This window comes from Vibrio sp. 10N.286.55.E10, from assembly GCF_002872555.1.
GTDB lineage: Bacteria > Pseudomonadota > Gammaproteobacteria > Enterobacterales > Vibrionaceae > Vibrio > Vibrio crassostreae.
Genome location: NZ_MCSD01000004.1, coordinates 172,249 through 197,591 on the forward strand (window position 1 = coordinate 172,249; position 25,343 = coordinate 197,591).

The 25,343-nt window shown below is 43.8% G+C and carries 20 protein-coding genes and 1 pseudogene; 14 read left to right on the top strand and 7 right to left on the bottom strand.

Translation table 11 applies throughout. From position 1 onward, the window contains the following. Window positions 1–16 precede the first annotated feature (16 nt). Complete coding sequence (locus BCV39_RS04375; protein WP_102431492.1) at window positions 17–3,031, bottom strand: HD domain-containing phosphohydrolase; 3,015 nt, start codon at window positions 3,029–3,031, stop codon at window positions 17–19. Window positions 3,032–3,386: 355 nt separating this feature from the next. On the opposite strand from BCV39_RS04375, the gene BCV39_RS04380 reads away from it, so the two are divergent. The 5 genes from BCV39_RS04380 (at window position 3,387) to BCV39_RS04400 (ending at window position 8,501) form a co-directional block, all read left to right on the top strand. Next, the gene (locus BCV39_RS04380) at window positions 3,387–4,709 is read left to right on the top strand and encodes a GGDEF domain-containing protein (RefSeq protein ID WP_055319405.1); all 1,323 of its coding nucleotides are present in this window, start codon (window positions 3,387–3,389) and stop codon (window positions 4,707–4,709) included. Between the two features lie 156 nt (window positions 4,710–4,865). Then, a complete protein-coding gene (locus tag BCV39_RS04385) occupies window positions 4,866–5,612 on the top strand; it encodes a phosphatase (RefSeq protein ID WP_055319406.1) in 747 nt (248 codons plus the stop codon). A 144-nt stretch (window positions 5,613–5,756) separates the two neighbouring features. Continuing rightward, the gene (locus tag BCV39_RS04390) at window positions 5,757–6,152 is read left to right on the top strand and encodes a cytochrome b562 (protein WP_017100642.1); all 396 of its coding nucleotides are present in this window, start codon (window positions 5,757–5,759) and stop codon (window positions 6,150–6,152) included. Between the two features lie 351 nt (window positions 6,153–6,503). Beyond that, window positions 6,504–6,854: a hypothetical protein gene (locus BCV39_RS04395; protein WP_048663368.1), complete on the top strand. Its 351-nt coding sequence runs from the start codon at window positions 6,504–6,506 to the stop codon at window positions 6,852–6,854. Between the two features lie 111 nt (window positions 6,855–6,965). Beyond that, window positions 6,966–8,501 (top strand): PepSY domain-containing protein, encoded by a 1,536-nt coding sequence (locus BCV39_RS04400; protein WP_102431493.1) that lies wholly within the window; start codon window positions 6,966–6,968, stop codon window positions 8,499–8,501. A 74-nt stretch (window positions 8,502–8,575) separates the two neighbouring features. Here BCV39_RS04400 and BCV39_RS04405 read toward each other — a convergent pair whose 3' ends face one another. Beyond that, a complete protein-coding gene (locus BCV39_RS04405; RefSeq protein ID WP_048608779.1) occupies window positions 8,576–8,959 on the bottom strand; it encodes a VOC family protein in 384 nt (127 codons plus the stop codon). Further along, window positions 8,959–9,891, bottom strand: coding sequence for a LysR family transcriptional regulator (locus BCV39_RS04410; protein ID WP_102431494.1), 933 nt, complete (start codon window positions 9,889–9,891; stop codon window positions 8,959–8,961). Before BCV39_RS04410 ends, BCV39_RS04405 begins: the two co-directional genes overlap by 1 nt. Window positions 9,892–10,264: 373 nt before the next feature. On the opposite strand from BCV39_RS04410, the gene BCV39_RS04415 reads away from it, so the two are divergent. The 6 genes from BCV39_RS04415 (at window position 10,265) to BCV39_RS04440 (ending at window position 16,715) form a co-directional block, all read left to right on the top strand. Further along, window positions 10,265–10,858: a cysteine dioxygenase family protein gene (locus BCV39_RS04415; RefSeq protein WP_102431495.1), complete on the top strand. Its 594-nt coding sequence runs from the start codon at window positions 10,265–10,267 to the stop codon at window positions 10,856–10,858. Between the two features lie 185 nt (window positions 10,859–11,043). Beyond that, on the top strand, window positions 11,044–12,177 hold the full coding sequence (locus BCV39_RS04420; RefSeq protein WP_055319410.1) for an efflux RND transporter periplasmic adaptor subunit: 1,134 nt from the start codon (window positions 11,044–11,046) through the stop codon (window positions 12,175–12,177). Further along, a complete protein-coding gene (locus BCV39_RS04425; RefSeq protein ID WP_102431496.1) occupies window positions 12,170–13,498 on the top strand; it encodes a TolC family protein in 1,329 nt (442 codons plus the stop codon). Before BCV39_RS04420 ends, BCV39_RS04425 begins: the two co-directional genes overlap by 8 nt. Then, window positions 13,491–14,705, top strand: a complete 1,215-nt coding sequence (locus BCV39_RS04430; RefSeq protein WP_102431497.1) for an ABC transporter permease — start codon at window positions 13,491–13,493, stop codon at window positions 14,703–14,705. The genes BCV39_RS04425 and BCV39_RS04430 overlap by 8 nt, the downstream gene beginning before the upstream one ends. A gap of 2 nt (window positions 14,706–14,707) precedes the next feature. Next, window positions 14,708–15,991: an ABC transporter permease gene (locus BCV39_RS04435; RefSeq protein WP_102431498.1), complete on the top strand. Its 1,284-nt coding sequence runs from the start codon at window positions 14,708–14,710 to the stop codon at window positions 15,989–15,991. Then, window positions 15,984–16,715, top strand: a complete 732-nt coding sequence (locus BCV39_RS04440) for an ABC transporter ATP-binding protein (RefSeq protein WP_170960782.1) — start codon at window positions 15,984–15,986, stop codon at window positions 16,713–16,715. Before BCV39_RS04435 ends, BCV39_RS04440 begins: the two co-directional genes overlap by 8 nt. Before the next feature lie 196 nt (window positions 16,716–16,911). Here BCV39_RS04440 and BCV39_RS23485 read toward each other — a convergent pair. Continuing rightward, window positions 16,912–17,201: pseudogene (locus BCV39_RS23485) on the bottom strand (EAL domain-containing protein); the annotation flags it as partial. 351 nt (window positions 17,202–17,552) lie between these two features. Here BCV39_RS23485 and BCV39_RS04450 point away from each other — a divergent pair. From BCV39_RS04450 to BCV39_RS04460, 3 genes are all read left to right on the top strand, one after another. Beyond that, the gene (locus BCV39_RS04450) at window positions 17,553–18,746 is read left to right on the top strand and encodes a glycine C-acetyltransferase (protein ID WP_055319414.1); all 1,194 of its coding nucleotides are present in this window, start codon (window positions 17,553–17,555) and stop codon (window positions 18,744–18,746) included. 110 nt (window positions 18,747–18,856) lie between these two features. Further along, window positions 18,857–19,888, top strand: a complete 1,032-nt coding sequence (gene tdh, locus BCV39_RS04455; protein WP_017058545.1) for an L-threonine 3-dehydrogenase — start codon at window positions 18,857–18,859, stop codon at window positions 19,886–19,888. Window positions 19,889–20,201: 313 nt separating this feature from the next. Beyond that, window positions 20,202–20,783 carry a hypothetical protein gene (locus BCV39_RS04460; RefSeq protein WP_102431499.1) on the top strand — a complete coding sequence of 194 codons (582 nt, stop codon included), beginning with the start codon at window positions 20,202–20,204 and terminating at the stop codon, window positions 20,781–20,783. Between the two features lie 204 nt (window positions 20,784–20,987). Here BCV39_RS04460 and BCV39_RS04465 read toward each other — a convergent pair whose 3' ends face one another. The 3 genes from BCV39_RS04465 to BCV39_RS04475 all read right to left on the bottom strand — a co-directional run bounded on the left by BCV39_RS04465 (window position 20,988) and on the right by BCV39_RS04475 (window position 25,295). After that, complete coding sequence (locus tag BCV39_RS04465; RefSeq protein ID WP_102431500.1) at window positions 20,988–22,211, bottom strand: DUF819 family protein; 1,224 nt, start codon at window positions 22,209–22,211, stop codon at window positions 20,988–20,990. Between the two features lie 541 nt (window positions 22,212–22,752). After that, on the bottom strand, window positions 22,753–24,678 hold the full coding sequence (locus tag BCV39_RS04470; protein WP_102431501.1) for a monovalent cation:proton antiporter-2 (CPA2) family protein: 1,926 nt from the start codon (window positions 24,676–24,678) through the stop codon (window positions 22,753–22,755). Next, window positions 24,675–25,295, bottom strand: a complete 621-nt coding sequence (locus tag BCV39_RS04475; protein ID WP_102431502.1) for an NAD(P)H-dependent oxidoreductase — start codon at window positions 25,293–25,295, stop codon at window positions 24,675–24,677. Before BCV39_RS04475 ends, BCV39_RS04470 begins: the two co-directional genes overlap by 4 nt. Between the last annotated feature and the right edge of the window lie 48 nt (window positions 25,296–25,343).

Genomic DNA, 25,343 nt, shown 5'->3' on the forward strand with positions numbered 1-25,343 from the left:
CCTTGTCAGTAACGGTTTAAAAAAGTGAGCGAATATACTCTTTTACTTTGTTGATATGTTTTGTCTCATCAACTTCGCATCGTTGGTTTGGAGCAAGGAATCGCTCTGCGTATTTGTTGTAAATTCTGTTTTCTAGGAACAGTAAATAGAGCTTAGGATCAATATGACCGCTGGTGGCCATGTTGGTCATGATATTGAGCGATTCACTGAGCAGTTTTCCTTTTTTATACGGACGGTCGCTGGAAGTCAGGGCTTCAAACACGTCAGCAATCGCCATGGCTCGGGACGGCAAAGGTAATTGATCTTCACTCAACCCACGAGGGTAGCCCTTACCATCAATACGTTCATGATGCCCACTGGCAATTTCGGGAATATTTTGCAGGTAAGGTGGGTAAGGGAGCTTGTTTAACATGGTGAAGGTCTGAATGATATGGTCATTGATAATGAAGCGTTCTTCTTCGTTGAGAGTGCCACGACTGACTTTCAAATTGTGCAGCTCGCCTTGGTTGTATTTGACCTCTCCAGGCTTAAGGACGAACTCTTCTTGCCACAATTCTGCTGGGTTAAAGCCATTATCCCATGGGATCTTGTGCTCTGGCTTGTCCGCAAGGAGTGGTTCCATCACTGGTAATGTCTGTTCACTGTTATCTGGTTTAGCGTCGGCAGATTGTGACGATTTCTGCCACGAGTTGTACCTCTCTTTTTCAGCCCAAGATATTCCAAGTTGATCATTTAACGTTCGTTTCCATTGACGCTTGGCTATTTGGTCCAATCGTTCCAACTGTTCTTGTGTCATTGATTCTCCGCCAAGGTTGCACTGAGCAACAAAGGCAAACTCTTCATCGAGGTCGGAAAGGGTTTGTTCTAGGATCTGTAGCTGCTCTTCTTGAAGTCCACCATTCGCCATCGCTTTCCAGTAGTCAGTTTCGGCTTGTTGTTTGAGTAGTTCAAATCGCATACGAACTTCGTGGATTCGGTCGTAAATGGTCTCAAGTTTGGTTGCTTTGTCTACCACATACTCTGGGGTGGTGACTTTCCCACAGTCATGTAACCACGCGGCTAACATCAACTCTTCCCACTGCTTGTTGTCCAGAGAGAACTGAGGGTAATAACGGTCGTCATCGATAGTCGCTTGGGTTAACCATTTGGTCAGCTCGGGTACTCGTTGGCAGTGACCTCCAGTGTATGGGGATTTGGTATCAATCGCAGAGGCGATCAGCTCAATAAAAGCATTAAGCATGTCTTTCTGTTGCTGCATTTGGTCAATGTTGTCTTTGGCTATTTCCGCAAAGCTCAATAACTCTCTTAAAAAGGCGTGTTTATCTGCTTGAGCTTTGGTAATCGGCCTTTCATAGCCAATCGCCACAATACCAACCAACAGTTTTTCGCGGTTCAATAATGGGAACAAGTACAGGTCTGAGTTGAAGATAGAGTCTTGATAATAGTTGAGTACATTGTCTTCTCGATTTAGGTGGATGGTCTCTCCTGACTTGAGTTTACACAGTAACCAAGGTGTGTGTTTGATGAAGTCATTGATGTCTGCTTTGAAGGGAATGATCGCTAGGTTGGCGGCGGTATCAAATACATCTTTCTTCTCTGATTGAGTAAACAGCACAATGGTTTCGGCCTTGGTTATCAGATAGCTTTGGTGAGCGATGTTCTTGGCAAGTATCGAGAACTCCTGATTCCCTGCCGTGTCCCGAAGTAAGTTGATGAGGTCATGAAGCGTGTGTTCCATTAATTCGATGGAATGGGCGAGGTTAGCTACCTCTTTGATCATGCTCTTCGGATAATGGGTACGACGGAAATCGAATCGTGCAATGTTATCGGTAAGCTGCATCAGAGTATTAAGCGGCTGGGACAGCCGATTAGCTACTAGCCACACGATACCAAAGCAGATAAACAACATCCCAATCGCGACCGCGACCTGTTTGTCACGCATTGAAATGAGGTCAGAAAGCAGTTCATTGTGTGGTGTCGCCTCTGCCAAATAGAGGGTCACGTTTTGGGTGAGCTCAACCGGAGTTAAGGTCAGTGCCCATGTATTCAGGTTGTACTCGACGTTTTTGAGATTGAGGTTAAACTTTTCCTCATCTGAGATTAGCGGCCCCAATACTGAAGATTTTAACGCTTCCATTTGCTCTCGTTTGGGGATGTTGAAAAAGCTCTGCTCCTGCTCACTACCAGAGAGTTTTCCAGCGCCATTTACATTATTAGTATCGTCATGGTTAGCTTGGAAGGTGAGGTTAGAGGTCGTTAAATCCAGTTGATGCTGACCCAGAAGATTAAAGTGCTGGTCAAATAGAGCCAGTCTGGTCTGCGGAGAGTAGGCCAGCTCACTGATCTGAGAAGAGAGTGAACTCAGCGTGAAGTCGGCGCCTACCACATGCTTGCCATCGGCTGAACGCCTAGACAGTGTAATGCCATTGGTTTTAAGAAAATAAAAAAGATAGGGCTCGGATAGGTGGATTGAACCATCGGGCTTTGCATTGCGATACCAAGTACGAGTCGTTGGGTTAAATATACTCTCGCTTTGTACCGTGCTGATGACCTGATGCGCACCATCGTGGTAGGTAATAAAGTTCTCACCATCCAAATTAGTGCTACTGACCATCATGGTCGCTTTGGCAGGGGCATTATTTTCGGCCCTTTGTTTATTGGTGCTCAAGGGCCGGAATATTCTAAAGTTGCCATCCTCCGAGCCATAGAAGAGCGCAACTAAATTAGTATTCTGTTTGAAGATGATATCGACTGATGCTAGCCAAGACTCCTTATCGGTAGAGGAGCTTTGTTGATTAACAAACGGACTGACCGCCATCACGTTCAAAGTGGTGATGACAGGCGCTACTGCTTGCTTGAACACTGATTCCAGTTTATCACGATGCTCATTACTGACCTCACGAACTGTGCCCAATAGCAGCTCTTGAGAATGCCGATAGCTTATTGATATCAAAACTGCACCGACAAACGTTGTCAAAATTAGGAAAAGGCTAGTGATGTGGATACTCAGCGGATAACGTCTTCGTCTCATCTAACACTCCAGCGTGTGAACTGGTTTAAGTATTGACGAACTTGGGTAGGTTGCAAAAAATTGGTGCAATTAAGGCGGCGCTGCGACAAAGTCGTGCTTCCGATAGCTAAGTGAAATGAGAATAAAGCCTTATCTTTAAGTGCTAATGGTCACTTGTGGTTGGTAGGGTTGCTCCGAGATGCTGTACAGGCTCGATGTGGGCAATACATATCTAGTGTTATTAATATTCCTGACTAGAAAAACAAGCATTCCGAGTGTTTTATCAATTAAGCGTTATTATGTTAATATCATCAGTTATTTTGCACATCTATAAAACATCTAGGTGCTGTATGTGTTGAGCCTAGAAGGAACAGTAATGACGTTAGAAGCCTATATTCTCAATGTAGGAATATACTCAATTTTCCCATTGTATTTTGCTACGTTAAAAAATCGTGTGCGTACAGCTGCATTTTATAACTATCTTAGTATTGTACTTTTAGTGGGAGGGCTTGCTGGTGCAGTTTATTCCTTTCCTTTATCCGAAGATTTAAGTATTTCAGGCGGAAATATTGCTTATGGTGCATTCATGATGAGCACTATAATGCTCATTATTATTGAGCGGGATTTTAGCACTTTTAAACACATGTTTCTGTTAGTAGTAGCTGTGGATTTGATTGCCTTTGTTGGTTTCAACTTTATGGCTTGGTTACTGGAATCGGAGTATGCGTTGAACCCTTTTGCAATCCCTTTCAGCATCTTTGACGTATCGTTGAAAGTTCTTGTTCTTGGAGGGGTTTTGATTCTCCTCGAAATATTGTTATTGATGTTTATTTTTACACAAGTGAGTAAGTTCCTTTCCAACCTACCAGCGTTGGCATTCATCTATACGCTAGCCTTTGTTTTTATCCTTTGTTTGGATGGAGTACTGTTTCCTGTTTTAGCTTTTGGCCTGAGCCCGCAAATCGTTTCTATCATATTCGGAAATATACAGGGTAAGTTGCTGATTGCGGCCTGCTATAGTGTCCCAATGCTGATCTTCTACTTTTTGTTTAGGGGAGATTTTGCCAAGTTTGTTAGTTCGCCACTATCCATAAAGGATTTGACTAAAGCTCCTAGAAAAGAGTTGCTGGCAACATTGTATCAATATGAGTTGCGTGATGAGCAATTGCAGAGAGAAAAACAAGATCTCACAAAGATTGCACTTTTTGATGAGCTAACCTCTCTTGCTAATAGACGTAAATTCAATCAAAAGTTTGAGTCTGAATGGTCTAGATGTGAACGCGAAGGGCAAACTTTAACCTTAGTGATCGGTGATATTGATTTTTTCAAGCAATATAATGATGCGTATGGCCACCATCAAGGAGATGTTTGCCTTAAACAAGTCGCAAAGTTATGGAAGCAAATTTTTAATCGTCCCTCAGACCTTGCTGCTCGCATAGGAGGCGAGGAATTTGCCATTATATTGCCAAGCACATCTATAGAACAAAGCAGAGCTCGCCTTAATTCATTCTTAACGGTTTTGCACAGTCAATCGATTCCTCATCGTTCCTCACCCATTGCTTCTCATGTAACGATGAGCCTAGGTGTAGCGGAATGCGTTCCGACGAAAAGCACATCGCCAAATGATCTGTTTATGCTTGCTGATAAGCGCCTTTACAAAGCAAAGAATAGCGGGAGAAATCAGGTTATTGTCGATTGAATTAATTTTAACAATACTGAATGATGAACAGTATATGATTTCAAATCGCTCAGCATCACATTAAGCAGGTGTCTGTTGGGCATTTTTGAAGAAGCTATATTAGACCAACCCAACTCAAAATTGATTGACTAGACCAAGCGAAGAGAGCATTGATTCATGGAACTCAAAGTAGATACTCACACCCACACATACGCAAGTGGTCATGCTTACAGCACGCTTATCGAGAATGCCAAGTCGGCAAAACAAAATGGCTTAGACATGTTTTGTACTACTGATCATTCAGAATCAATGCCAGGTGCGCCACACTACTGGTTCTTCAGTAATCAGCGTGTGCTTCCTCGCTTTATCGAAGACGTTGCAATTATCCGCGGCGTTGAATCAAACATTATGAACACTCAGGGAGAAATCGACATTCATCCGAGCGTTGATAAGAACCTAGATTGGGTGATTGCCAGCTTCCACGAGCCTGTTTTTAGCCCTTCGGATGTCGCGACCCATACAGAGGCTCTCGTGAATGTGATTAAGGGCGGTCGAATTGATGCGCTTGGCCACTTGGGCAATCCTAATTTTGATTTCGATTTTGAAGCCGTTATTCAATGTGCGGTTGAGAACAACGTGGCGATTGAAATCAACAACACCACACTCAAAGGCAATAGCCGAGTTGGCAGTGTTGACCGCTGCTATGAGATTGCAAGAATAGCGAAGGCGAAGGGGGCATTTATTACAACAGGGAGCGATGCGCATTTCTGTTTAGATGTCGGTGGCTTGGATTTAGTCGCCGCATTGTTAGATGAAGTGGGTGTCGATTCGAGTAAAGTGATTACCCATTCGCCAAAGCAATTCCTGGCCTTTTTGGCCTTACGCGGTCGTAATGAAATCCCAGAATACTCAGCTCTTATTTAAGAGAATGTCGGCGGGTTTGCATTTCGATACAATCAATTTTTGTGCCTGACAGATTTTTGTATACACTAGCCGAAAATAATAAAGTCGAAGTGCCACAGTAATGATGGCGCTATCTTCAAAGTCACAGCTTCACTTGGAGAAACAATGAAAACTCGCTCAATCCTTTTATCTGGTTTAATCGCTGCTTCAGTATTGTCTGGCAACGCATTTGCTAATGTTGACCTTAAGAAAAACATGCAAGAAATGAAGCTTGCGTTCAAACAAGCGGCAGAAGCTCAGAGCATTGAAGAGATGCAAAAGCCTATCGTTCGTTTAGATACGCTAGTGGCAGAGCTGAAAACGGGTGTTTACCCTGTGGAGAAAGAAGACAATTTCATGGAAGGCTTCAAAAAGATCAGTGCATCACTGGATAGCATTGAGCAGAAGCTAGACCAAGGTGACTTAGAATCGGCACAGCAAGAACTTCGTACTATTGACGGCCTTCGTGAAGAGTACCATGAGAAGCGTAACCCAAGCATTTGGAGTAAGATCTTCGGTTAATTCGCTTATTTGTTCCGTTTGTCTAGTATTATATTTGTTTAGCTATCACTGCCGATAGCCACCTTGTTCGCTAGAGTGACCAAAACAAGTTAGTAGATAACAAAGTTCAACTTCTAAAACGCCGCTTATATTTCCCTTTGTTGGAAAATGTAGGCGGCGTTTTTTATTGTCTTTTTTCTAATCAGTTTGATGCACTGAGGTGCGTAATATTTTTTTAGCGCTTCTGTTTTAACCGGTTTTTAACTAAATAGAGTGTGCGTTAGCTTCAATTTTTTAACCTGATGTTAATCTTTACGTTTACCTATATAGCAAGTGCCTCATAATAAGGGGAATTTATAAAGATTTGGAATAATGCGCCGAACTTCGTTCAATCTCTCCATGTTACTTGCCACAGCGTTAAGTTGGGCTTTAGTGACATTAATGCCTGTTATCAATGCTCATGGTAACAGTGCGGGAGTATGGGCGTCGTTGTGTACGGTCAACGGCTTTGAACTGGTTCAAATTGAAGAAGGCGAACCGAATACTCACAAAGGTAAGCCGTGTCCGTTTAGCCATTTTTCCACATTTCACCAAGATGAACTTCCAACTACACTACTGACAACTCGACTGAGTTCTATTGTCTCAGACAGCTACGCTTTTTTGGCTCTAAGCGAACGCTACACGAGGCAAGCCCCGCGCGGCCCTCCCTTTGATATTGCTTAAACCTAACCTTCTAAAATAATTAAAAAACAAAGTATTAAGTAAAGTTAAACATGCTCAGATTACTTTCTGATTCTTCAGAAGGTATGTTTGCGTGTGTCAAAGGAAATAATAATGTTGAGAAATGAATCTCAAAGCTCTGCGAAAGCACAAGCGACTTCGCAGTCTACAAGCAGTGCAACAACCGGTTCGAGAACCAATATAAAAAACAAAGACCGCAATAAAACTCTCTACTTTCTCACCTGGCGCTGGCACTTCTATGCTGGGCTATTCGTTATCCCTTTCATGCTGATGTTAAGTATTACTGGTTTAATGATGTTGTTTGACGATGAAATCGAGTTAGCTTTCCATCACGATGCGATCGAGATTGTTGCATCGGGCGACCCGATTAAAGTGTCACAACAGCTAGCAGCAGTGCAGAATCAATATCCGCAAGGTTCAGTGACACAATTTGTACCAAGCAAAGCGCCTGACTTGGCGAACCGTTTTTCAGTCTCTCTGGAAGACGGCACATCGGTTTTCGCAACTTTGAATCAATATACTGGTGAAGTCGTCGGTGAGGTGCCACGCAGCGACAGCCTGTATCAACTGGCAAATGACATCCACGGAACTTTATTGATTGGTGATTGGGGGGATTATCTGATTGAAGTGGCGATAAGTTTATCCATTCTATTGTTAGTTAGTGGCATTTACCTATGGTTACCAAGAGACAATGCAAGCCGCGCTGGCTTTCTTAAGCTGAGAGTGTCATCCGGACCTCGCGTACTGATGCGAGACTTGCATGCGAACTTAGGTGGCACGTTATCTCTTATTCTGCTGCTCTTTATCCTATCAGGGTTAGCGTGGACAGGTTTCTGGGGCGGTAAGCTTGTTCAAGCATGGAGCACTTTCCCGGCTCAAATGTGGGACGATATTCCATTGTCAGATCAGACGCACGCATCACTTAACCATGGCTCGGAAGAAGAGTTACCGTGGAACTTGGAGCAAACACCACTGCCTTTGTCTCAAGATAAGCCAGCAGCACACGTTCATCATGTGGAAGAGGCGTCTGAACCTCATGATCACTCTAAGATGGGAGAAGACCACTCTCAACATGTCATTGCGGCGAGCAGTTTCGCGATTGATGATGTTATTGAGAAAGCACGATCTCTTGGTTTCACGCATTACAAGGTGAATTTCCCACGTTCAGAAACGGGTGTTTACACGGTGACAGCCAATACTATGGGCGGTGATATCATCGATCCAACTCAAGATCGCACCACACACCTAGACCAATACTCAGGCCGTATTCTGGGTGAAGTGACATGGCAAGATTACAACTTCATTGCCAAGACGCTAGCTGTTGGTATTTCTCTGCACCAAGGTGACATTAGTATCATCAATAAGCTTCTAAATGCCTTGTTTTGCTTGGCGTTCATCGTTGTGTCAGTGACTGGCGGTGTGATGTGGTGGATGCGCAGACCGTCAGGCCAACGCAAGCTCGGTACACCACCTAAGTTTGGTGATGCAGGCTTATGGAAAGCTGGCTTGGTGACGGTGGTGGTTATTTCGGTACTGTTTCCACTGGCGGGAGCAACGATTGTGGCTGCGATGCTCTTGGACTGGTTACTGTTCTCACGTGTTGAGAAGTTCAAAACGGCGTTGAGCTAATTGAATCACAAACAGACCTTCTCGACTTGAGAAGGTCTGTTTTGTTATTAAGGTGTTTGTTTATTAATAAGACTTTAAATTTGATAAAGCTCTAGCGGCAGGCCGTCTGGGTCTGCGAAAAACGTAAATGATTTCCCCGTAAACTCATCCACTCGAATCGGTTCGACGTCGATTCCTTGTCCTTCCAAATAGCTTTTGAACTGCTGAACGTCATCAACACAAAAGGCTAAATGTCTCAGCCCTTGAGCTTCTGGAAAACTAGGTCTTTCTGGTGCATCAGGGAAGCTAAACAACTCAATTTGAGCGCCATTAGGTAGCGCTAGGTCAAGTTTGTACGACTGACGAGCCTCACGATAGTTTTCGGCAATTATCTCAAGTTTTAAAACTTCCGTATAAAAGCGTTTCGACAATTCGTAGTCTGAACAGATTATTGCCGCGTGGTGTATTCCTTTAAGCATCAGTTTATTTCTCCTGCCAGCTTGTCACCCAAGTGTTCCATCGCGTAGTCAATGAAAACGCGCAGGCGGGCGGGCATGTACTTGGTTTGTGCAAACTGCATAGCGATGGCGCCATGGTAATTACTCTTGATGGTCCAATCTTCTAATACCTGTACAACAGAACCTTCAGCCAGCGCGTCTTGAATCACGAAGTCATGGAAAATACCGACGCCTAGACCTTCTTTCACACCTTTGAGTCGCATTTGCGAGTGGTTAACTGCGTACCGCCCACTGACGGGCACCGTGTGAAATTCATCATCTTTAAGGAAGTCCCAAATGTGGTCTTTGTCTGTCTCTGCAAGATACAAACAATCGTGTTCAGAAAGGTCTGTTGGGTGGCTAGGAACTCCTTTGGCTTTCAGATAGTCGGGGCTCGCACATAGCACGAGGTTTGTCTTTCCAAGCTCTTTCAAAACCAAGCTTTCGTCGGGCTTATCGGTTAGGCGGAAAGCGATGTCGATGCCCTGACGTAAAATATCGATGTCGCCATCGGCCGCTCTCAACTTGAGTTGGATTTCTGGATACTGATTTAAAAATGGAACAACAAAAGGCTGTAGCACTGAGTTTAAGAAAGCTTCAGGCGCCGCTACTGTTATGGAGCCTGCTGGTTCTGTGTGATCAGAGGTCGACAATTCAACCGCTTGCTGTGCAGCGTTAATCATGACAACGCTCTGGTCGTAAACCAATTGGCCTGCCTGAGTAATAATAAGCGTACGAGTGGTTCGTTCGAATAGCTTGACTGACAGTGCTTTCTCTAAACGTGTAATCAGCTTACTGAGCGCTGAAGGTGTCACCCCTAGCTGTTTTGCTGCCGCAGTAAAACTCCCTTCATTTACCACTAAGATGAACGAGGCGAGATCAGGAAGTAAGGCGATGAGTTTGGGATTAATCATAAGTATCCAGTTAGACTAATTTCAACAGTGAGCATAACCTTGATTGTGATTGATCTCTTCTGACTTGTGAATCAATTTCATCAATTGATACGCGCAATAGTAGCCGTGATGGAAGCCGTTCTTTTGTTGTTCCTATTTCAAATTACTCAGTTATTCAAATCTCAAGTCAATATGGCAATTCCGTTGCTTCCAATTGGTTGTTAGATGCTTTTGTTATATCAATGTAAATACTTGTGATTGCTTGTTAAATTTCATTTAAACGGTGTTAATATCCTCCAAACTTGTGCTGAATCGAATCAGCTATATTTCATCGTTCGAAGAGAACTTTTAACTTCGAGTTCGGAAGAGCAAAACATAGTTAGAGGTAAGTATTTTGCAACGTACTGATATTACCCCAACGCAATCTCCTGCGTTAGCCGCGTTAATTAATAACGATTATGAGCTTAATTTCCAAGAGTTTATGGACCAAATACAGCTGGCGAATAAACCTATGTCTCTGGCTTCCATTCGGTTCATATTGGATAACATCGAGCTGAGTAAAGAAGAGATCAAGTCGTTGGCGAGTTTTGATAAAGAAACATACTGCCGACAAAGACTTTTCAAGAATGACCACTGCGAAGTTTTAATTTTGAGTTGGCTAAATGGGCAAAGAAGTAAAATACACGATCATTTGAATACGTCTTGTGGCGTAAAAATTTTACACGGGCAAGCAACGGAAACCTTGTTTGAAACGGCGGCTAATGGCCATATTTTTGCTTCTCAGTCGACTCATTTCCAAGAGGGCAGTGTGACCGTCAGTAAAGATAATGATATCCATCAGATATCGAATCTACAGGCTGGAGATGAACCGCTCATTACGTTACATGTGTATTCGCCCCCTTTAAGCCAATTCCACCTCTATCAGCTAGAGAGCGGTAAGCCGGAGCTGCTCGACATACAACAAGAGTGCTGGGCCTACGAGATTTAAAGTGCGTTAAACGGAGACAACTTTCTACTTAAATGGTCATGATAAGGCTAAAAGGAGGCGTAGAAAGTTTGTCGTTTAATTTTGCTTTAACGCTATGCATTATAAAATTTTATACTATTTATGAACTTCGCATATCCACGGTAGTCATAGGGCTCACAAATATAAAATAATGAGCTGGATAAATTATGACTAAACGTGGGTTAGTGTCTGTGGCATGTGCCACGCTGATAGGTGGAGGTGCGTATTTCTATTTTCAAACTTCAACGCCTCCAGAAGCCTTTCCAACCCTAACGGTCTCCACGGGGACGATCGAAAAGCAGGCGGTTGCGGTGGGGTATATCGTTCCCGCTCACTCTGTGTCTATCAAATCTCAAATCGACGGGATCGTTGGTGAAATCTATGCTGGTGTTGGTGAGTACGTAACGCAAGGTCAGCCGCTTATTAAGGTTCGCCCTAACCCTACCCCGAAAGCGTTGACCGATGCCTCGACAGAGTTGATGCGAAGTGAGGCGAACATTGAGTCAGCAAAACAACAACTCGCTAATCTGCAGAGTTTGGTTGAACAAGAAATCATTCCTAAGAACTACGACGAATATGTGACTGCACGTTCCAATGTGAAATCAGCACAGGCTGACGTTATGCAAAAACGTCAGAACCTCGAATTGATTCAAAGCGGGGAGTCGACAATAGGTAACTCTCGCCTCACCTCTACCATTTATGCTCCGATAGACGGTACGGTGTTGAATCGAAAAGTCGAGGTAGGAGAACCGATTATTTCTACTGAATCGAGTCAAGCGGCAACAGAAATGATGTCATTGGCCGATATGAACAGCCTGATTTTTAAGGGCAGTGTTAGTGAGCATGATGCCGCACAACTTACCCCGGGGATGCCAGTAACGCTGACCGTTGCACCTTATCCAAGTATCGAAATAGAAGGGGTACTGACTAAGATTGCGATTCAGTCTGAAAGTCTTAACTCGACAGCTGATAGTAGTTCGGGCAAAAGTTTTGATAACGGTTTTGAAGTCGAAGTTGGCGAGCTCAAAATACCTCAAGACGTCCGGTTACGTTCAGGGTTCTCATCATCTGCTCAGATAATTCTAGTTAAATCAGAAAATGTACTCACTCTGCCAGAGCGCGCACTGCAATTTGAAGGCGACAGCCCTAACGTATTAATCCCAGATAGCTCAGAACAAGGCTTCCACAAGCAAGCGGTAAAACTGGGCCTATCAGATGGTATCAATGTTGAAGTCATCGAAGGTGTGGAGTTAGACGAAACCGTCATCGACAACAGTATGATGGGGGCAGCACATGGTTAAGCCAGCGCTGTTTAGTTGTTCACAGCGATTAGACAAACCTCTGTCACCTCGTAAATCGACCCTGTTGAGTATAGGCAGCTTGCTATTAGCAACTGTACTTAGTTGTCCTTCATATGCCCTTTCTATTGAACAAGCATGGCAGCGAGCCAAACAGACGGATCCTGATTACGAGAAAGCCCGAATTGGTGTTCAACTCGGCGAGAGTTCGGTGGATTTAAGTCGCAGCTCTTTATTACCCGCTTTAAGCGCGAGCGCTTCAGCAGACTGGAGCGAAGACCGCAGTAGTTCAAATCGGTATGGTGCAGAGCTGTCTCAGGTTATTTGGGACAGTAGTCTTTGGTCTGAATTAGATAAAGCACAATCAGATTATCTGAAATCCCAGCTGGAATTGGCTCAAGCACATAATGATTTGGCGGCTAAGTTACTTCTGGTTTATCTCGATATAGGCAGCGCCCAAGGTAACTTACAGCTAACTAACAGTAAGTTAGAGGAAGGCAGCAAGCTGCTAAAAATCTTCGAAAAACGCTATCTAGCAGGCAAAGTGAAATCGATTGATGTGGAAGAGATGCGTGCTAATCAGTTGTCTGACAAAGCCAATATTCTGCGAGCAAAGGCAGAGTTAGAAAGTAAAAAGTCAGAGCTGGAAGCGCTGATAAACCAAGCTCCTGATTCGGTGGATCAAATTCGTACTGAGAATTTGGTTGAGCCTCCTATGCTGGTGGCTTCTCAGCAGCAGTGGCTTGAGTTAGCGAGAAATAATAGCCCTGAATTACTGGTTGCCATAAAAGGCGTTGAAGCGCGCAAGCTAGACAAAAAATCCGCCCAAGGAGGTTATTACCCAACAGTTAAAGGGCAAGTGGGCTATAACGACAGTGATCGGTTGGACAACGGTGAATTTAACGCGGGTTTAACTCTTAGTGTTCCTATTGATTTAAATGGTTCAACACGCGCCAAAGTGGACCAAACTTCGCTTAACTTGTTGACGGCTAAGCAGGATTTACGAAAGGTTGAAATAGACATCAAGAAGCGAATTGATCAGAACTTTACTCAAGTGAAGCTCAACTGGGAACGAGTGTTAATGGCGCATGATGTTGTAGCGTCTCGCGCAGAGGTGTTGAGTAGCAAAGAAAAGTTATACGACGCGGGTTTCCTAGAAGCCTCAGATGTTATCAATGCACATAACAGCTTATTTGATTCAAGGTTCCTTCTACAGACCAACTTATATGATTATTGGCGTCAGAGAATAGGCCTGCTACAGACAACTGGTAAATTAGATGATGAAGCGATGGCGCTGATATCTCAGGCGTTACACCATGGTTAATCTTTTTCTTCAGACTTGGCAAACGTTGTTGGCGCATCGGATGAAAAGTGCCTTGGCTATTATTGCAATTTCATGGGGCGTACTGTCTGTTGTTGTTTTAATGGCGCTAGGGGAAGGCTTCTATCGTTATCAAACGAAGTCTTTCTCATTTTTGGTCAATGACACTCAGGTTGTGTTTCCCTCTAGTACGAGTAAACCTTGGCAGGGCTTGCCCTCAAGGCGCGAAATAAACCTTGAACAAGATAAAATTGAGCTGATCCAGCAGGCTGGTTTTGTTAAAGAGGCGTCTGCTGTTTACCTTAAATGGGATACCAGCGTGACGAATACTCAAGGGCATAATATTGGCAGTATGGTGAGTGGTGTTGCTCCCTCTTATTTTCCTATCTCACAAAATAAGTTGCAGCCTGGGTCACGAAATATTTCGGTGACGGATATGGCAAACCACACACGGGTGGCTGTATTGGGTGATCGAATTGCTCAAATGGGCGGAGTCGACATTGGCGACCATATTAAGATCAACGGCATTCCATTCTACGTAATTGGTGTGATGGTCGATAATGAAGGAGGGATCTCTTTCGGTGAGAGTCGACGAGTTTTTGTGCCTCAAACTACTTATCTTGATCTCTGGAACGATAAGCCATGGCAACTGCTATTAAAGCCTGTAGAAGCCATGGATTCCGCATCGTTTAGACGTAATATTGTTAATTTTTTTGCTAAACAGATGCACTTTGACCCTACGGATAAAGATGCGGTCTATCTGCCCGACTTTAGCGAGGGTGGGGACGTGATTACCGGTATCTTTCGTGGTATTCAAATATTCCTGACGACCAGTGGCGCTATGACTATGGCGGTTGGCGCTTTGGGTGTGGCTAATATCATGTTTCTCTCTGTTACGGAAAGAACTCGAGAAATTGGCGTTCGGCTGGCGATTGGTGCAACACAGGGTTCCATCATGTCTCAGTTTATTATTGAGGGGCTTATCTTAGTTACCTTAGGATCCATCGTGGGATTAATGGCGTCCTTTGGTACGGTTTATTTGCTTGGCTCGATGGCGTTACCAGAATGGATTGGATCACCTGTTATCACGTTAAGCTCGATTGGAATGGCGTTAACGGTGACACTGATTCTGGCGTTCTTAGCCTCTTACTTTCCTGCAAAACGGGCGTCTCGTCTCACTCCTGTTGATGCACTTAGTGCGAGGGCTTAATCATGCTATTACCGATGAGACAAATCTTTCAGGAAATGTCTGCAGAAAAGCTACGACTTGGACTCACAGTTCTGGCTGTTGCGTGGGCAACCTTGTGTATTTCAGCGATGCTATCGGTGGGAGAAGGCATTAGACAAGGCGTGCTTAAAACGGCACAAAATGGCAATGGTAATTTGATTTATCTATCAGTGGGGATGGCTACGGTTGATTATGGATCTTTTCATCAGGGCAAGCCGCTGACTCTAACAGTAGAAGATACGAAAGTTGTAGAGGCTCTGCCTAACATCAAAGCTGCGGTGCCGACAGCTGTGTGGGATGAATCACTTACTGTTGGGGAGCGAGGGTCTTGGAAAAAAGCGTTAGCGGTAACGACTGAATTTCAGTCGGTGACGAATCTCAAGACACGTCCAGGAGGGCGTTGGTTTAATCCTCTAGACCAAAAGCAACAACGCAAAGTCATCGTGTTGGGTTACCTTTTAGCGGCCGATTTGTTTAACCCTAATGAAAGCTTTAGCTGGTTTGCTACTGTCAAATTAGAGGTTAATCCCGTCGGGAAAACAGTAAAAATTGGCAGCCAAGAGTTTACGGTGATTGGTGTACTAGAGAAAAACAGTGCCAAGGTTGAACAGGGAGATAGCATCAATTATTCGAGCTTTGTTCCTTTCTCTACATGGCAGCGTTTTAATATCAACGGAGATATCAGTGGTATCAACGTTCAACCTCATGATGGTGTCGACAGAGTCAAACTTGCAGATACGATTCGTCAGGTTATTGCGCGCAAACATGGTGCTAGTGTCAGTGATGAGCAGGTCGTTCAGGTTGAGGATATGTTCCTCAAACAAAAAACGATGCAACAATTCTTAGTTGGTCTGCAGGGGTTCCTTGGTGTGATTGGTTTTATCACTTTGGCAGTGGCGGGCATAGGTATTGCTAACGTGATGTATGCAACGGTGAAACGATCCACACGAGATATTGGCGTGAGAATGGCGGTCGGTGCTACTCCAGGGATGATTCGCATGCATTATCTGGTTCAGTCATTGATGACTATGATGATGGGCGGTTTATTGGGCTTAGTAATCACTTATACACTGATTGCTGTAATTCGCTCGTTAGAGCTTGAAGGCAACATGTTTTATGAGCGTCTTGGTAAACCTGTGCCTGAGCTTTCATGGTTGGTTGTCACCATTGTTGTTTTGACGTTGGTGGTTATTGGTGTCGCTGCGGCTTGGCTTCCGGCTAATCGTGCGGCGAAAGTGACTCCGATGGAGGCACTACAAAGTGAATGATGAGATCAAAGACAGCGGAGAAACCATGTCTAACAAATTCTTAGTGGAACTCTCAAATATCGGTAAACACTACTCAAACGGTGATACTGAAATACGTGCATTAGACGGTGTCGATCTCTCGATTGAGAAGGGAGAGTTTTTGTCTATTTTAGGCCCGTCAGGATCCGGTAAATCAACGCTGATGAATATGCTGGGTTGCCTTGATAAGCCGACGGAAGGGGAGTATCAGCTAGATGGAAAAAATGTTGCTGCGTTGAGTGCTAATGATCTTGCTGGTATTCGGAATCAAAAAATTGGTTTTGTATTCCAGAGTTTTAATTTGCTTGAGTATGCATCTGCATTGGACAATGTTGCTCTGCCTCTCGTGTACTCAGGGATCAAAGCCAAAGAGCGTCGTAAGCGTGCGGCGGCATTACTTGAACAAGTAGGGTTGGGCGATCGACTTGACCATAAACCGAATCAGCTGTCTGGTGGTCAGAAACAGCGTGTCGCTATTGCTAGAGCTTTGGTTAATGATCCTCAGATTATATTAGCTGATGAGCCAACAGGGGCTCTGGATTCCAAGTCTGGCGCTGAGATAGAGGCTTTGTTTAATCAGCTTCATGCTGAGGGCCGAACATTGATTATCGTGACGCACGATAATTCGCTGGCTGAACGAACTAAGCGCATAGTGACGATCAAAGACGGTAAAGTATTGTCTGATCACCAAGGGCAACATTGCTGAACCTAGAACCTAGAAAAAAGCAGCTTTCGCTTAGAGCCACTTCCTCACGAAGTGGCTTTTTTCTTAAGTGTTTAACACTGATCTTGTACGGACGATATTGAGTGAACTACACTGATAAAAAAGCTAGGTAAGTAACAGATTAATAAAGAAAATTTCCCTATAGTGTTAAAACGACTTCGTGAATCACTCTCTATTCTGCCAAGTTGAGGTGAATAGACAGTGACTTCACTTCAGTGAGAGATTGCTCAAGCACGCTAAAGAAGATCTCTTCTTCATAACCTAATGCAAACGCACGATCGATAAACACACCTGGAGAAAAAATGTCTTCCTCTGGGATATCTAGGCGAAACAGAGCTTCAACCCCCCAGTCACTTTCTCTACACTCGATTCTACTTTTGGCTGATAAAAGCAGGTGTGCCAGTCGTTTTCAAAGGCTTCTTGTATTATGTGGTCTGATAGGTTCATGTGTTTGTCTCTCATTTGCATAGCGGCGTAACGGTCGAACATTCTGAGAGAAACCTAAATTCATCACTATATCGTTCTGAGATGAAAAATTGATATTTGATATGAAAGCGAAATTAGACCGGAATGGAGGGTGATTTGTCGTTAAAAAGAACAAGTAAGACACGTTTATGTGCCCTGTGTCACTGGGATGAACCATTATTAGTGCCTGTGATTCATTAATGTTTTTCCAACTAAAGGGATAATCGAAACGGGGATGTTCAACTAGAATATAGGCATAAGTTTTACAGTGTAAATGATCGTTTTGAGATCGTTTATATCCCTACATAAAGCGGCGCGTGATGCTGCTGAATAATAATTAGGAAGGAATGAACAATGTCTTCTGCATTTTACCAACAGATTCAAACTCAAATCGAAGAAGTTAAAGAAGAAGGTCTTTACAAGTCTGAGCGCATTATTACTTCTGCACAAAAAGCAGCGGTTTCTATCTCGACTGGTGAAGAAGTACTAAACTTCTGTGCAAACAACTACTTAGGTCTTGCTAACCACCCAGCTCTTATCGAAGCAGCTAAAGATGGTATGGATCAGCACGGTTTTGGTATGGCTTCAGTACGTTTCATCTGTGGTACTCAAGATTCTCACAAAGAACTAGAGCAAAAGCTTTCTACTTTCCTAGGTAAAGAAGACACTATCCTTTACACGTCTTGTTTTGATGCAAACGCTGGTTTGTTTGAAACAATTCTAGGTAAAGAAGACGCAATCATCTCTGACGCACTAAACCACGCATCTATCATCGATGGCGTTCGTCTGTGTAAAGCAATGCGTTTCCGTTACTCGAACAACAACATGGAAGAGCTAGAGCAGCAACTTATCGCTGCTAAAGAAGCTGGCGCTCGTCACACACTAATCGTAACTGACGGTGTGTTCTCAATGGACGGCGTAGTGGCTAACCTTCCTGCTATCTGTGACCTTGCAGACAAGTACGATGCACTAGTAATGGTTGATGACTCTCACGCAGTGGGCTTCATGGGCGAAAACGGCGCAGGTACTCACGAGTTCCACAACGTTGTAGATCGTATCGATATCATCACTGGTACTCTTGGTAAAGCAATGGGTGGCGCTTCAGGCGGTTACACTTCTGGTAAGAAAGAAGTGATCGACTGGCTACGTCAGCGTTCTCGTCCATACCTATTCTCTAACTCTGTTGCACCTGCAATAGTATCTGCGTCTATCCGCGTTCTAGATCTTCTAGCGGAATCTGGCGACCTACGTACTCAACTATGGGAAAACTCTGCTCACTTCCGTACTCGCATGGAAGAAGCTGGTTTCACTATGGGTGGTGCTGACCACGCAATCATCCCAATCATGCTGGGTGATGCAAAAGTAGCGGCTGAGTTCGCAGAGCGCGCACTAGAGAAAGGCATCTACGTTGTAGGTTTCTCTTTCCCAGTAGTACCAAAAGGCCAAGCTCGTATCCGTACGCAAATGTCTGCTGCACACTCTCGTGAGCAACTGGATCGCGCAATCGATGCGTTCATCCAAGTTGGTAAAGACATGGCTATCATCTAATTTTAAAGGGATGCCTTTTGCGTCCTTTGATTAGATAGAACAACACCCAATAGAACATATAGATTTTTGATTCTCGCCTTACAGTTAGGCGAGATGAACTGGATAACATTATGAAAATTAAAGCACTTTCTAAGCTTAAGCCTGAAGAAGGCATCTGGATGACCGAGGTTGAAAAACCTGAAATGGGTCATAATGATCTTCTTATCCGTATTAAGAAAACTGCAATTTGTGGTACTGACGTACATATCTACAACTGGGATGAATGGTCACAAAACACAATTCCAGTACCTATGGTAGTAGGTCACGAATACGTGGGTGAAGTTGTTGGCATCGGCCAAGAAGTTCGTGGTTTTGAAATCGGCGACCGTGTATCTGGCGAAGGTCACATCACATGTGGTCACTGTCGTAACTGTCGTGGCGGCCGTACTCACCTTTGTCGTAACACAACAGGTGTTGGTGTAAACCGCACTGGTGCGTTCTCTGAGTTCCTTGTGATCCCTGCGTTCAACGCATTTAAGATCCCTGCAGAAATCTCTGATGATCTAGCATCAATCTTTGACCCGTTTGGTAATGCAGTACACACAGCGCTTTCTTTCGACCTAGTAGGCGAAGACGTGCTAATCACGGGTGCTGGCCCAATCGGTATCATGGCTGCTGCTGTTGCTAAGCACGTTGGTGCTCGTCACGTTGTAATTACTGACGTAAACGAATACCGCCTAGATCTTGCTAAGAAAATGGGTGTGACTCGCGCAGTAAACGTGATGGAAGAGAAGCTTGAAGATGTAATGGCTGATCTAGGCATGACTGAAGGCTTCGATGTTGGCCTAGAAATGTCTGGTAACCCATCTGCGTTCAACAGCATGCTGACTAACATGAACCACGGCGGTAAGATCTCTCTACTAGGTATTCCACCATCAGACATGGCAGTAGACTGGAACCAAGTAATCTTTAAAGGCTTGGTTATCAAAGGTATCTACGGTCGTGAGATGTTCGAAACTTGGTACAAGATGGCTTCACTAATCCAGTCTGGCCTAGATCTAACACCAATCATCACTCACCACTACAAAGTGGACGACTTCCAGAAAGGCTTCGACATGATGCGCTCTGGCATGTCAGGTAAAGTAATCCTAGATTGGGAATAATCTTTAACTGAGTAACAAGATATTAGAAAGGCGACAGTTATTACTGTCGCCTTTTTTGTAGGCATTTTTAATTGATGAATAATTTTAGTTATTCATATTTAGTGGTGAGCCACATTTAGACCTACCATTAACTGTTAAGGCTGGTAAATAAAGACATTTAGGCTGATTAAGTTAAGACTTTTATTACATACGTCTGAAATTCTCTGAGTGAATGCTTGCGCTTTAATTTGTGAGAATTTATTATGCATCACGGTGAATTAACGTTGTTATTGAGTCTAGTTAGTAATCAGAAAATAAATAAAGCTTGGATGTCATGGAAATAATACAGAAAAAAAGATCTATCAAATATACGTTTACCTTTATGGATAACCATCTTAACTTTGCATATAAGATTAAGTCGGGAACTGGGGATAGGGATCTAGATTATGTCAATTTCCCCAAGAAATCATCGACTTTGATAGAGCAGAATGAATGGTTCCAAAGTGTTGGTTATGTTTGGTGTATACTCGGTGCTTTTGACATTTTGTATGAAAGCTACTTGGGAGCTTTTCCAAATCTTTGGTTTTTAGTTCTGCTTGGGGGGATGCTCCTAGTATGGAGTCATTTTTCAAAAGTAAAGTATTCGGTATTTGAAACGGATAGTGCGAACATATTAGTTATTCAAGATAAAAATCATGACCTCATTATTAATGAACTTAAGACGCGTAAAAAATCGCAACTACTAGAATGGTATGGGCATGTGAATCAAGACAACGAATCTGAGGTTGAGGTTGGCAAGTTCAAATGGTTGTTAGATGAAGATGTTATTACAAAAGAAGAATATGAAGAAAAAATAGCTCAAATAGAGTCGTTAATTAAAGAAGAAAGTAATCTGTCTAATTCTGTTATCCATTAAGTATTTTTATTAAACTGTTAGGGTGAATATGAACATCTGTTCGCTTATGGGACTGCTTCACTTGGAAATTCCCAAAACAGTCTATGCATGTAAGTAGCAATGGCAATAAGAATAGGCTCATTAAAGCAAAAGATAGAAACAGCATTGAAAAAGGCTGAACGATGATCGTTCAGCCTTTTGTGTTACTTCATTGAAGCGCTTCGATTAACCAGCAGCAACCTGCATGATAAGGCCACAGATGTAAGCGCCGTATGTGCCTAGAGCGTAACCAAGTACCGCCATTAGGATACCTACCGGAGCTAATGCTGGGTGGAATGCTGCAGCTACGATAGGAGCTGATGCTGCGCCGCCAACGTTAGCTTGGCTACCGACAGCCATGAAGAACAGTGGTGCGCGGATAAGCTTCGCCATCACAATCATTAGAATGGCATGGATAGTTAGCCATGTGATACCAATGAAGAAGTAACCTGGGTTGTCTAAGATAGCAGTCACATCCATTTGCATACCGATAGTTGCAACTAGGATGTAGATGAACGCTGAACCAACTTTAGACGCGCCGCTGTGCTCAAGGCTGCGTGTAGATTTGAAGCATGAAGCGATCAGCGCGAACGTTGTTACCATTACGATCAGCCAGAAGAAGCCGGATGTTAGGCTGTATTTTGCAAGCTCTGGCGCGTTGGTTGAGATCCACGGTGCAATCATGTCACTGAATAAGTGAGCCAGACCTGTTAATCCGAAGGCAATGGCCGTGATCTTCATGAGATCGGTTGTGGTTGTTGGACGAGCGTTCTCTTCTTGGTATTTAGAAACCGTCTCTTTTAGCTCTTCGATAGATGATGTGTCAGCTTTTAGCCATGCATCAATCTTCTTCTGACGACCTGCCATGATAAGCAACACAGCCATCCAAATGTTTGCACAGATAACGTCTACCGTAATCATTGCTGAGAACAGTTGGTCATCAACTTCAAATACTTCTTTCATTGCTGCTTGGTTTGCACCGCCGCCGATCCAAGAACCAGCAACAGTTGTAAGGCCACGCCATACATCGCCAGATACGAGGTCAGGGTTAACTTGGTCGATAATTAAAATCGCCAAAGGGCCACCAATGATGATGCCGACAGTACCCGTTAGGAACATGATGACGGCTTTTGAGCCAAGGCCGAAGATTTTGCGTAGGTCAGCTGAGATGATCAGTAGAACGAGTGCGCTTGGTAATAGGTAACGACTTGCAACAAAGTACAGCTTTGAGTTTGTTGCGTCGATGATGCCGAAACTGTTCAATAGAGAAGGAACAAAGTAACAGAGCAATAGACCCGGAACGAACGAGTAGAATTTTTTCAGTGCGCTATTTTGGCTACTTTCCGTGATAAAAACACCGCCAAGAATAACAGCTAACATGCCCATTATTACAGCATCATTAGTAATCATTATTATATCTCCTTTAAGGTGAGCGCAAAGGTCTCACTTTTTGAATTGCAGGACTATACCGACAACTGCCATTCGTTACAAATTGTAACGATAGACATACTTTGAAATGTTTATGTTAATTTTGATGGTTTGAATTTGTGAATGTCGTGCGTTATTTATTTGATTGGTGAATGGGTTTGTTGGGGCTTTTGCGGCGGATTTAGATATATGCAATGTAACTCAAGCCTTAGAGAGTGGTCGCTATGATTTGGGTGGATGTTTGAATGGCAGGAATGAGTGCATATATAGCCGTGTTTATGGTGTGGTTTATGCAGGGTTGGAATGTTTCAATAATGTAAAAATTGAATCCACTTTTGCTATGTGGTCAGAAATTAAAAATTTTAGCTAGATCACACAAATATCTCGGATTATGAGTTTCGGCACCTGATACTTATGTTCATTTGACGTTTTGTAGGGGGTAAATGAAAGAAAAAGCGGCTTAAATAGCCGCTTTTGATGGTTGCATTGCATGGTCATCTAGAGCTGTAGCTTAGACTTCTACTTAAGACTCTTCTTCCTCAAAGCCATCTGCATAACCTTTTGGTGGTGGTGTCCAACCACGTTCAGATCGAGAGTGTTTGTCTGAACGGTCTTTCTTCATGTCTTCTTTCATCGCATCTTCAAGGTGAATGAAGATTTGTCGGTAGTTGTTGTCGTAGCGTGGATTTTCTTCAGCCTCAGACCAAGCTTGGTAAAGCTTTTCAGACTTACGGCTCTCTACGCGTTGATACGTCGATTTTTGCTGTTCGACGAAGAATGGATGATGACCCAAAGAGCGCAAGGCTTGTGCGCCCATTTCAAGAGCAGAATGGTAGGTCTCTGATTCCACAAAGTCTGCACCTGCTTCTCGTAAGCGATAACTATGACCACGGTCGAATGCGCGGGCTAAGATTTTTACTTTAGGGTAGGTGTGTTTAACGTACTTCACTAACTCAACGCTTGAGTCTTGGTTATCGATTGCTACTACTAGCATTGCCGCTTCTTCGATTCCGGCGGTATGCAACAAGTCGTGACGAGTCGCATCGCCAAAGTAAGATTTGATATTGATAGAGCGCAGTAAGTCTACTTGGTTCGCTTGGTGATCCAGAACCACCGTATTGACATCGTTCGACACCAACAAGCGGTTAACGATTTGACCGAATCGACCAATGCCCGCAATGATAACGGTGCCTTTCTCTTCAATAGTATCTTCTTCGCGGTCGTTAGATTTTTGTTGGTAACGAGGCAGAATCACTTTATCAAATAGAATGAATAACCCTGGTGTTAGGAACATTGAAAGTGCCACAACCAGAGACAATGTTTGGACGATGTCCGCAGGTAATACGTGGTTTTGAGCTGAGAAGCTTAGTAGTACAAAACCAAACTCACCGGCTTGCGCCAAGCTCAATGTAAACAGCCAACGGTCACTGTTTTTGATTTTGAAGATCAATGCCAACGTAAATAGCACTAAGGCTTTAAGAAGCATAACGCCAAGGGTGAGGCCAATGATCAAACCAAAGTCGTTGAATAGAACATCAAAGTTGATGCCTGCACCTACGGTAATGAAGAACAAGCCAAGTAACAGTCCCTTAAACGGGTCGATGTTAGACTCAAGTTCGTGGCGGAATTCACTGTTCGCTAATACCACACCTGCAAGGAAAGTGCCCAAAGCCGGTGATAGGCCGACTAGGCTCATTAATGCAGCAATACCAATCACCAACATCAGTGCGGTTGCAGTAAAGATTTCACGCAGACCTGAGCTTGCTACAAAGCGGAACAGTGGACGACTCAAGAAGTGTCCGCCGACCACCACAATCGCAATAGATGCTGTGATCACTAGGCCATAAGCCCAACCGGGTAGGCCAGCAACGAGACTTAACTCTTCATGATGATCAGAAGCCGAAGCGACCGCGCTTTGTGCAGCTTCGATTAATTCTGGCAACGCCAATAGAGGGATAAACGCCAACATAGGGATGACGGCTATATCTTGGAACAGTAGGACTGAGAAAGCGTTCTTGCCGCCTTCTGTTTTGGATAGCCCTTTTTCGTTAAAGGTTTGGAGAACAATCGCGGTAGATGACAGTGCGAAGATCAAACCGATAGTCAGCGCAATGGTCCAAGGCTGTCCGAAGAAAAGGGCGATACCCATTACAATTGCGGTCGTGCCACCAACTTGCAGGCCACCTAGCCCCATAAGTCGGTTCCTCATTGCCCAAAGCATCTTAGGTTCAAGCTCAAGACCGACTAAGAACAGCATCATAACCACACCGAACTCGGCAAAGTGTTGGATAGTTGTGGTCTCTTCACCTACGAGACCAATAATTGGGCCAATCACAACACCAGCAATGAGGTACCCAAGCACAGAGCCGAGGCCAAGTCTTTTGGCAATAGGCACGGCAATAACTGCTGCGACTAAGTAGATAAACGCTTGTAGAAAATATCCCGTCATGATTTAACCTCTGCCATTAGTTCTTCTACGTAGTGGTTTAGCTTTTCTGCCTTACTGGCTTTTTTGATATTGATCTCGCCAGCAACCAACGCCTCTAACAGTACTTTATAGCTATCGACATGCTCTTGAATGCGGTTCTCTTCCAACGCGGTACGCGAACCAAATAACGCAAAGGGCGCGAGGTAGTTCATCCCACACAGAGAAGCGGTTTGTTCGATTGGGTGAAGCAGTTCTCGAATCGTGAAATGGTTGTAACCATCAGTTTGGTAGGCGTCTTTTTTGCCACCTGCAGTAATGCTACATAACAAGTTCTTGCCTTGTAGTTCGTTGCCATCGGTGCCGTAAGCGAAGCCGTATTCTAGAACGAGATCTTGCCACTCTTTAAGAATTGCCGGTGTTGAGTACCAATATAGTGGGAACTGAAAAATGATGATGTCATGGTCTAACAGGCGTTTCTGTTCTCGGTCGATGTTGATTTTAAATGTTGGGTATTCAGCGTAGAGATCGACGCAGGTAACCCCATCAATGCGCTTGGCTTGTTCAAATAAGGGTTTGTTTGCTTCAGAACGGTGTTGAGAAGGGTGGGCGAATAGCACCAAAACTCGATTTTTCGACATATAGCCCTCTTTGTCCATTAACGAATAATATTTATTGGAATTATAGAT